This is a genomic window from Vallitalea sediminicola (genome assembly GCF_054408565.1).
The window spans coordinates 1-10,194 of the sequence record NZ_BTPT01000126.1 but is presented as its reverse complement, the minus strand read 5'-3'; the positions used below and the strand labels follow the sequence as shown (position 1 = coordinate 10,194).

Annotated in this window: 10 protein-coding genes and 3 riboswitches; all 10 genes read left to right on the top strand. The window is 28.8% G+C overall.

What is annotated here, in order from left to right; all coding sequences use genetic code 11:
• Positions 1-1,078: S-layer homology domain-containing protein (locus ACX6CF_RS25980; RefSeq protein WP_458788292.1), on the top strand; the 1,078-nt coding region annotated here is incomplete at its 5' end.
• A gap of 201 nt (positions 1,079-1,279) precedes the next feature.
• Positions 1,280-1,657: a BlaI/MecI/CopY family transcriptional regulator gene (locus tag ACX6CF_RS25975; protein ID WP_458788291.1), complete on the top strand. Its 378-nt coding sequence runs from the start codon at positions 1,280-1,282 to the stop codon at positions 1,655-1,657.
• A gap of 12 nt (positions 1,658-1,669) precedes the next feature.
• Entirely contained in the window at positions 1,670-3,466 is a 1,797-nt protein-coding gene (locus tag ACX6CF_RS25970; protein WP_458788290.1) for a BlaR1 family beta-lactam sensor/signal transducer, read from the top strand.
• A gap of 19 nt (positions 3,467-3,485) precedes the next feature.
• Entirely contained in the window at positions 3,486-4,358 is an 873-nt protein-coding gene (locus ACX6CF_RS25965; protein WP_458788289.1) for an MBL fold metallo-hydrolase, read from the top strand.
• Between the two features lie 129 nt (positions 4,359-4,487).
• Positions 4,488-4,576, top strand: a riboswitch (cyclic di-GMP riboswitch).
• A 32-nt stretch (positions 4,577-4,608) separates the two neighbouring features.
• A riboswitch (cyclic di-GMP riboswitch) is annotated at positions 4,609-4,693 on the top strand.
• 25 nt (positions 4,694-4,718) lie between these two features.
• A riboswitch (cyclic di-GMP riboswitch) is annotated at positions 4,719-4,796 on the top strand.
• Positions 4,789-5,595, top strand: a complete 807-nt coding sequence (locus ACX6CF_RS25960; RefSeq protein ID WP_458788288.1) for a transglutaminase-like domain-containing protein — start codon at positions 4,789-4,791, stop codon at positions 5,593-5,595. Its footprint overlaps the riboswitch before it by 8 nt.
• 323 nt (positions 5,596-5,918) lie before the next feature.
• Positions 5,919-6,524, top strand: a complete 606-nt coding sequence (locus ACX6CF_RS25955) for a zinc metalloprotease (protein WP_458788287.1) — start codon at positions 5,919-5,921, stop codon at positions 6,522-6,524.
• A gap of 23 nt (positions 6,525-6,547) precedes the next feature.
• Positions 6,548-7,288, top strand: a complete 741-nt coding sequence (locus tag ACX6CF_RS25950; RefSeq protein ID WP_458788286.1) for a segregation and condensation protein A — start codon at positions 6,548-6,550, stop codon at positions 7,286-7,288.
• Between the two features lie 137 nt (positions 7,289-7,425).
• Entirely contained in the window at positions 7,426-8,004 is a 579-nt protein-coding gene (gene scpB / locus ACX6CF_RS25945; protein ID WP_458788285.1) for an SMC-Scp complex subunit ScpB, read from the top strand.
• Positions 8,005-8,076: 72 nt separating this feature from the next.
• Positions 8,077-9,240: a D-alanyl-D-alanine carboxypeptidase family protein gene (locus ACX6CF_RS25940; protein WP_458788284.1), complete on the top strand. Its 1,164-nt coding sequence runs from the start codon at positions 8,077-8,079 to the stop codon at positions 9,238-9,240.
• Positions 9,241-9,384: 144 nt separating this feature from the next.
• Positions 9,385-10,095 carry a pseudouridine synthase gene (locus tag ACX6CF_RS25935; RefSeq protein WP_458788283.1) on the top strand — a complete coding sequence of 237 codons (711 nt, stop codon included), beginning with the start codon at positions 9,385-9,387 and terminating at the stop codon, positions 10,093-10,095.
• Positions 10,096-10,194 lie beyond the last annotated feature (99 nt).

Below are 10,194 nucleotides of genomic sequence, written 5' to 3'. Positions count from 1 at the left end.
AACAAGAACAGTAGTAGTAAAAGAAGATGAAGAAGCTCCAGTGATAACCTTAGTAGGAAATGATAATGAAGAAGTAACCTACGGAGGAACGTATACAGATGCAGGAGCAACAGCTCATGATAATAGAGATGGAGATATAACAGATAATATAGTAGTAACTATAACAAAGGATGGTAACCTTGTAGAAAGAGTATCCACAAATGAGGCAGGAACATATATTTATCACTACAATGTATCAGACGAAAAAGGTAATCAAGCACAAGAAGTAACAAGAACAGTAGTAGTAAAGCAAAGACAAAATTCAGGTGGGGGAGATATTCCTTCAGGCGGAGACGATACCCCATCTAGTGGAGACGACAATCCTTCAGATGGAGGAGATACAACTGATGATAATGAAGATGGAGACCTAGATGAAGAAATAATTATAGATGAACCTACAACTCCATTAGGTGCTATTGAATTTTATGATCCTTATATCAAAGGATTTCCAGATGGTTTATTTAAACCTAAAAAAGCTGTTACAAGAGCAGAAGTAGCTGCAATGTTTGCAAGAATTCTAAAATTAGATACTGAAGAATCAAGTGATTCTAACTATATTGATGTAACAAATGCTCATTGGGCATACAAGTACATTAAAGCAATTACCAAAATAGGTTTATTCAAAGGATATGGTGATGGAACATTTAAACCTAATCAGGCTATAAGAAGATCAGAAATAGCAGTTGTTTTCTCAGCATATTGGGATTATGTTGGTGCAGAAGTAGAAGATGACGAAAGTATCTTTACAGATATTTCTGGACATTGGGCACAATCATATATAAATAAATTATATAATGCTGGAGTAGTAAAAGGTTTTGAAGATAAAACATTTAGACCTGATACTGATACTGCTAGAGAGCAAATAGTAATTATGATTAATAAGATTATAGCTAGACCTAGTTTAGATGTAGTTGATCCATCGTTTAATGATGTATCCAGTAAGCATTGGGCATTTGGCGATATTGAAGCTGCATCAGTAAAATTCAATAAAGAACAAAACGATGAAGAAATAAATGAAGATAGTAAAGTGAATCAATAATAAAGAAAAAATGACAATAATTTATTTTCAAGGACTTAGTCAACATAAGGCTAAGTCCTTTTGTTGATTATGAAATTATCTACAGTTTTAATAATGAGTCAGAAAATTATTTTAAAGTAGTTGACATTTAAGTATTACAGGTGTAATATATAGCTATAAAAATATTACATGTGTAATACATAAAAATGAAAGGATGATGAAATGGAACAAAATACTCAAATATCAGGTGCGGAATGGAAAATAATGAATATACTTTGGTCTACTTCACCTCTTACAGCAAATGAAATAATTAATCATTTGGGAAGTCAAGTAAATTGGAATGATAGGACTATAAGAACATTAATAAATAGGTTATTGAAAAAGAAAGCAATTTCATTTGATAAAAGTGGTAGAGAATATTTATATTATCCTATGGTTAATGAAGATGAATGTAAAAGACAAGAAAATATGAATTTCTTGAATCGTGTTTACAATGGGACTTTCAGTTTGATGTTAGCTAAATTTCTTGAAGATGAGACTTTCAGTAAGGATGAAATAGATGATTTGAAAAAAATACTAAATAAAAAAACAGAAAAGTAAGGAGGTTAGACATTGCTAAATTTTCATATATTTGCAATTCATATATTTCATTCATCAATAATGATAAGCATTGTTATCTTGATTATTCTTAGTATTAAATATTTTTTGAAAAACAGATTAGGAGCAATGTGGCATTATTCAATATGGTATATACTTGTATTAAGAATGATGTTAATAGAGTCAGTTGAAACTCGTTTTAGTATTTTCAATATCTATCATTATTTGTTAAATGTAAAAAATAATAATGAAATCATTACCAAAAGTATAATAGGAGGGGTGGCTGAAAATAGTAGATTGCTTAAACAAGCAACTAACATGTCTGGCGATTATGCAATAAGCATGAGAGAGAGTCCTCTGGCATTTATATATGATGAAGGAACAATAATTTGGCTAATAGGTGTTATCATAATATCATTAATTATAATAAGTTATAATTATTACATTAATTTAAGATTAAGACGTGATAATGAAATTATTTTAGATAAGGATATTAATATGATTGTTGAGAATTGCAAGTTGAAGATGAAGGTAAATAAAAAACTGGGTGTTGCTCAAAGTGATTTTTTCAAGACGCCCATATTGGTAGGTATTTTTAAACCAGTATTATTATTTCCAAAAACTATTTTACAGGATTTGACAATGAAAGAACTGGAATATATTATTCTTCACGAGTTAGCACACTATAAAAGAAAAGATATTGTAAAGAATTGTATTGTTGTTATATTACAAGTTATGTATTGGTTTAATCCATTGGTCAGCTATGCATTTTATAAAATGCGTCAGGATTGTGAAGTTGCATGTGATGCATATGTTCTTTCTCATTTGAAATTAGAAGAATATAAGGATTATGGCAACACAATAATCACTATGATAGAAAAAATCTCTTTTCCTACATCTGTCCCTGGAATAGTAGGATTTAGTAATAAAAAATCGAATATAAAAAATCGTATACTTAGAATTGCAGAATTCAATAAAGAGAAAAAAGCTACACGAATAAAAAAAACAATAGCGTTTATAATAGTAGCAGTTATTTTGCTAAGTAATGGACAGCAAGTTTTGGGTCGTGAAGAATCAGAATTACCTATTAATAGAATAGACCAACAATTTAAAAAATATTTTGGTGAATATGATGGGACATTTGTTATGTTAAATGAAAATGAAGACAAATATTACATTTATAATTCTTCAAAAGCTCAAAAACGTGTGGCACCATTGTCTACTTTTAAAATAGTGATTGCTATAGCTGCTCTTGAAGAGGGAGTAATAAAAGATGGAAAATCAGAGTTGAAATGGGATGGAACTAAATATCCTTTTGATATATGGAACAAGGATCATACCTTAAATACATCAATGGTCTTTTCGGTTAATTGGTATTTTGATAAGCTAAGTAGAGATATAGGTAAAGAAAAAATGACAAATCTAATCAATAATATTGATTATGGTAATAGAGCTAGTTGGCAAGGAATGAAAAATATAACAAATGGAAAATCAACATTGAAGATTTCACCTATAGAACAAGTGATTCTTCTTAAAAAAATACATAATTATGAAATTCCATTTAAGAAGGAAAATATAGATGAGGTTAAAGAAATATTAAAATTATCTAAAAGAGAAAATGCTGTTTTAGCAGGAAAAACAGGAACTTATATTGTAAATGAATCTTCCATTAATGGATGGTTTATTGGTTATGTAGAAAAAGATGATAACGTGTATTATTTTGCGGTTAACATTGATGGTGATGATAATGCAGATGGTGCAAATGCACGTAAAATAGTACTTAAAATATTAAATGATAAAGGGATATACTAAGAAAAAGGGGGAATTTTATATGAGAAAATTATTTATTATAGTGTTTATGATAGGAATAATTGTTTGTGCTGGATGCAGTTCTAAAAAAGAAGAGTATGTTTATAAACTAGATATTGAGGATGAAGTTGTTATTGATGAGGAGTTGACAATTAAAGAAATTAAGCAGGGTGTTTTAGTAATAAACCATAAGTTTCCATGGGATGGAAATTCAATGATTATTGAAATGGAAAACGATGAAATAGCTTTTATTGATACGCCTTATGAAAATGAAGCAACTAGAAAAATTATTGAGTGGGTACGAGAACGAGCAGGTCAAGAGGTTAAATTCACAGAAATAAATACAGGTTTTCATTTTGATAATTTAGGCGGGAATAAATATCTTGCTGAACAAGATATTAAAATTATAGGTACATCAAAAACGGTTAAAATGATTAAAGAGCGTGGTGAAAATGCTAGAAATCTTTTTTTAGACTGGCTAAAAGATCCTGAATTAAAAAAGTATTATGATGTATACACTGAATTAGAATATATAGAGCCTACCGAAATTGTGAATATAGGTATTGATGAAGAAATAGAACTTAATTTTGGAGATGAAAAACTAATTCTTTATTATCCAGAAGAATCTCATTCACCAGATAATATAGTTGTATATTATCCTAGAAAAAAAGTATTATTTGGTGGTTGTATGGTGAAATCAGTTAAGTCAAAAAACTTAGGTAATACAGCAGATGCAAATATTGAAAGATGGTTAGAAAGTATAAAAAAATTAAAAATCAGATTTGATGAAAAAAGTGTTGATGTGATTATTCCTGGTCATGGTGAAGCAAGCAATTGTTCTTCATTGGAGACTACTGAGATTTTATTGGAACAATCATTGAAACAGGAAAATTAAAATTATAAGCAGTAAAAAATTAAATAGCTAGAGAGCTGTACACCATAAAGAAATATTTACCAAATCAACAATATATGATATAATATTAGTGAGAGGGTAGTCAAAGAGTCGGCAGTATTGACCGTATTATTCTGTAAATCGTAAAACATATGAAAATATGTGACACAAAGCTATAGGGTCTAAGGCTTTAATATAAGCTATGACAGCCAGCTACCAGAGGAAGACTTTGATTACCTAGTAGTCAAATCTTTTCTCGAAGCGGCAAATTCAGTGAAAGCTGAAGACGCAAAACTAAAGGGCCTAAGTCAGATATGATATGGCAGCCAGTTACCGAAAGAGAAGTTTTATTACTTTTCTTTCCCACGAATATGGCAAACCTATCGTGAGGTAGGGACGCAAAACTATAGGGTCTTCATATGAAGATAGCCAGATGCCGAAGGGAGAGTTACAACTGAAAAAAATAGTATTAACTTTTATAGTTACATTAATTTTTGTAGCAATAGCTGGTACATCAGTTTTTGCTAAGAGTGAAATTATAAAGGTCAATGCTGATAACGGCACAGTAAGTATCAATTATGATACTACTAATTATTCAGACTTAAAAGTTGTCGTGAAGAAAGGTTCAGATAAATATATCTATAACCTTAATTCTTCAAATGAAGAGCTACCATTACAGATGGGCAATGGTGATTATACTGTAGGAATATATCAAAGAGTAGATGGCAACAAATATAAATTGTTAACATCTGACAAAGTACATATTGAATCAACAAAATATGCAGTATTTTTAGCTAGTGTCCAAAATGTACAATGGACAAGCAATTCAAAAGCAGCTATTCTCGCTGAAAAAATAACTAAAGATGCCAAGACTGACAGAGAGAAAATTGAAGCAATATATAATTACATTATTGATAATGTAAATTATGATAATGAAAAAGCTAAGGATGTTAGTAGCAGATATTTACCTTCAACTAGTGAAACATTAGCTAGTCAAAAAGGAATATGCTACGATTATGCTTCTCTATTTGCAGCAATGCTAAGAAGCCTTGACATTCCAACAAAGCTTGTTCATGGTGAAAGTAATTTCACTTCTGTCTATCATGCTTGGAATGAAGTTTTAGTTGATAATGAGTGGATAGTTGTAGACACTACCATTGATTCAGCATATAAATCAGAAGGTATCCAAGTTGCTTACCAAAAAAAACCTTCAGATTATAATGCTAAAAAGGTATTTTAACAATGAATAATATTTGATCCCTCTCAAGAAATTTTGATTGTAATAATTATTGCTATATAGTAATGTTAAAAATTTAAATAAATTATGTACATAACACGATTCTCTTATCATATTCTATTTTTCTGATTGATTACTAAATTTAGTGTTATATCAAATAATCACATTACATTAGTTTATCTGACCTAGAAATCCATTTTTTACATTTAAAAATAGAATCAACCTAATGATAATCAACTTTAAATCAAAGATTTTATAAGTATTGCTTGAAATTATAACCAATTATTAGTACAATATCTTATAGAATGAAAAATGAGGTGTAAGATATGGAAGCAATAAAATTATTAATAGAAATAGTAATAAGTTTTGTCTGTGCAGTAATTGTTGTATGTGTTCATGAATATCCTAGAATTATTTGTTATAAGTATCTGGTTCATCCATTGTATAGGAATGAAACAAAAGTTTCATTTAATCCATTAAAATATATGGATCCTTTTGGAATAATTTCTTTTATGTTTTTAGGTGCTGGATGGCAGAAACCTTTTAGTTTCAATACTGGTAGATTAAGAGATAAGAAAAAAGGTCTTATATCCATAACATTAATTGGCTTATTATCTAATTTGTTATTGATGGCAGTTTTAATACCTATTTTTGTTTCAACATTTAATCAGAATTATTATTTGACTAAGTTTCTATTTATCTTGATACTTTTTAACTTAGCTATAGTTATTGTTAATTTATTACCTGTACCTCCATTTGATATGGTTAAAGTAATTCAGGCTCTTAATCCACGCTCATACTTCAAATTTGTGCAATATGAAAAAGTTATTCAAGCTTTATTCATTTTATTTTTAGCTTCTGGATTTATTAGTAAGCTTGTAAATATTATTATTGATAGCATTTTTAGTACTATGATAATTACTGGGTTATAAGATATAAGGAAAGGGTTTTTTAATTGAGTATTCCTATTAAGTTAGAAGTATTTGAAGGACCATTAGATTTATTATTACATCTAATAGATAAAAATAAATTAAATATATACGATATACCTATTGTTATAGTAACAGACCAGTTTTTAGAATATATTAAGAAGTTAGAAGAAAAAAATATGGAAGTTATGAGTGAGTTTATTGAAATGGCAGCTACATTAATAAATATTAAGTCCAAAATGCTGTTACCTATTGAGGTTGAAGATGAAGAAGAATCAGATCCTAGAGAAGAACTCATGAATAAGTTAATAGAATATAAGAAATTCAAGTATATAAGAAATGAATTGAAAGTAAGACAAATAGATGCTAAAAAAGTTATTTTTAAAGAACCTACAATCCCAATAGAAGTTCTGAATTATGAGGAAAAAGTAGATACTAGCAAAATACTTTCGAATATTGATTTTTCTATGATTTATGATATATTCCAATCTGTTATGAAAAAACAGTATAATAAGATAGATACTATAAGAAGTGACTTTGGTGAGATTGTTAGAGAAGAATATACTGTAAATGATAAGATTGATTATATTATTAATTTATCAAAACAGTATGAAACCATAAGTTTTAGAGATGTTCTAGAAACTCAGATATCTAGAGTTGAGATTATTGTTACATTTTTAGCGGTTCTAGAATTAATGAAGATGGGTAACATATCAATTATACAAAGAGATATATTTGATGATATCATTATAAAGTATATAGATTAAGTTGAATTAAATAAATAACAGATATATATAATAATCCTGAATACCTAAATAACATAGAAGATTTAGGATTTGGGATGTATTTATGTAGCTTAATTATCTATTATATGAAATAAAAGTTGAAATAGAGGGGAAGAAAGATGCGGTTGAGTAAAATTGAAGCCATTATTGAAGCTATATTATTTACTATGGGAGAAGCCGTCGAACTTGATAAAATAGCTGATGTTATAAAACAAGATAAAAATACAACTAAGAAGATAATGAACAATCTCATAGATAAATACGATAGTCCTGATAGGGGAATAACAATAATTGAGATTGATAATGCTTATCAAATGTGTACCAAAACAGAATATTACGATTACATAAGAAAAGTTAATAATAAGGCTAAGAATTATGTGTTAACAGATGTATTGCTTGAGACTTTATCAATAATTGCTTATAAACAACCTATAACTAAAGCAGAGATAGAGAAGATAAGAGGGGTAAGTTCTGTACATTGTATTAATAAACTAATAGATTATAATTTAGTTTGTGAAAAAGGTAGAATGGATGCACCAGGTAGACCTATAATTTTTGGAACAACTCAAGATTTCTTAAGAAACTTTGGATTCCAATCTTTAAAAGAATTACCGCTAATAGAAGAAGAAAAACTATCAACTATTGAGAGCGAAGCACAACAAGAAGTACAAAAAGAATTTAAATCCCATGACGAATAACAATAATTAGGAATAAATTAATCATTTTTCTTATAAATTATTATAAGGAATTCTATTAGAAAGATGATTAAGATGAAGAAAATAACTAGCATAATAATATACATATTCATGGTTATAATAATGTTATCCTGTAATATAGTTTCTGCAAAAGAATGTAACGATGAACCTAAAAAATTATATGCATATTCTGCTTTGTTAATGGATAAAAAAACAGGTAGAATATTGTGGGAAAAGAAGGGGTTTGAAGAAAGAGCTATGGCAAGTACAACTAAGATTATGACTTGTATAGTAGCTCTTGAGTCTTGTGAGTTTGACGAAGTAGTAAAAGTCAGCAAGGAAGCATCAAAAGCCCCAAAGGTTAAGTTATATATTAGACCAGATGAACAATATTACTTAGGAGATCTGTTACATGCATTAATGTTAGTTTCATCTAATGATGTAGCAATTGCAATAGCTGAACATGTAGCCGGTTCTACTGAAGAATTTTGCAAATTGATGACTAAGAAGGCTAAGCAAATCGGTGCTATAAATACATGTTATAAAACACCTAATGGTCTTGATGCAGAAGGACATTATACTACTGCATACGATTTGGCGCTTATTACAAGGTATGCCCTTAATAATGAAGAATTCAATAAGCTTATCAATACTTCAGCTAGAAGTTTTTGTGAACTAAAAGAGGGTAGAAACTTTAATGTCTCTAACAAAAATGCTTTTCTAAGTATGTATGAGGGAGCTAATGGAGTCAAGACAGGTTTCACTTCAAAAGCTGGATATTGTTTTGTGGGTTCGGCTAAGAGGGGTGATCTGGAACTTATATCTGTAGTTCTCGCATCTGGTTGGCCGAATAATAGAACTTACAGATGGAATGATACTACAAAAATAATGAATTATGGATTTGATAATTATGAAACAAAAACAGTATTAACTAGTAATAAACTTGTGTGTCAAGTTGGGGTTGAAAAGGGTATTGGTAAAGATATAGATGTACTTACGTCAAAAAATGTTGAAATCACATTGTCAAATGACGAAAAGGTATATATAATATATAATGTTAAGCCTGATATAATAGCTCCAGTAAAAATTGGGCAAACTGTAGGTGAAGCAGAGATATATGTTGATGGAAAACATTATGTCTCAGTGCCATTAATTACTAATACAGAAGTTGAAAAAGTTACATATAAATATATATTCAATAAAGTACTAGAAAAATTTCTTTTGTTTTCATATAACTAAATATGTAGAATTAAACATCTGACATATTTACCTTGATTTTACAAATTGAATGAAGTTGATGCGTTTATAATATTTGTTTGATTCAATTTGTATAGTACATATAAGATATCTATATAATGAATATTGCTTAGAAAGGGAAAATGAATGGAGATCAGATTGCAGAAATATTTGGCTGATGCTGGTATTGCTTCTAGAAGAAAATGTGAAAATTATATAGTAGAAGGAAAAGTGTTAGTTAATGATAGAGTTGTAAAAGAATTAGGAACTAAAATAGATGCTAGTACAGATAGTGTAAAGTATATGGGTAGAGTTGTTAAAAATGATTCTAGCTTAATATATATTATATTGAATAAGCCTACTGGCTTCATAACTAGTGTTTCTGATGAAAAGGGTAGAAAAACAGTAATGGACCTGATAGATATCAATACTAGAATATATCCTATCGGTAGATTAGATTATAATACTAGTGGATTGCTACTTCTTACTAATGATGGAGAATTAACTTATAAATTGACTCATCCAAAGCATGAGGTTGAGAAGGAATATATAGTAACAGTAAAAGGAATGCCATCTGAAGAGAAGCTTGATGAATTAAGAAGAGGAACTGATCTAGGAGTTTACAGAACATCATATTCCAAAATTAATGTGATTGATAAAAATAACGATAAAACGAAATTACAAGTAGTTATTCATGAAGGTAAAAATAGACAGGTACGTAAAATGTTTGAATATATTGGTTGCCCAGTTATTAAACTTCAAAGAGTAGCTATAGGAAAATTAAAAATAGATGGTTTACCACAGGGCAAATATAGACATTTAAGTAAAGATGAACTTAAGTATATAAAAAAAATATAAGATTTATATTCTTCCCCAAAGAAAATAGGATTAAAATTCTTATTAAGATCTTTGGGGTTTAACATGTCTAAAAAAATATTAAAGACCAGCTAAGAATTG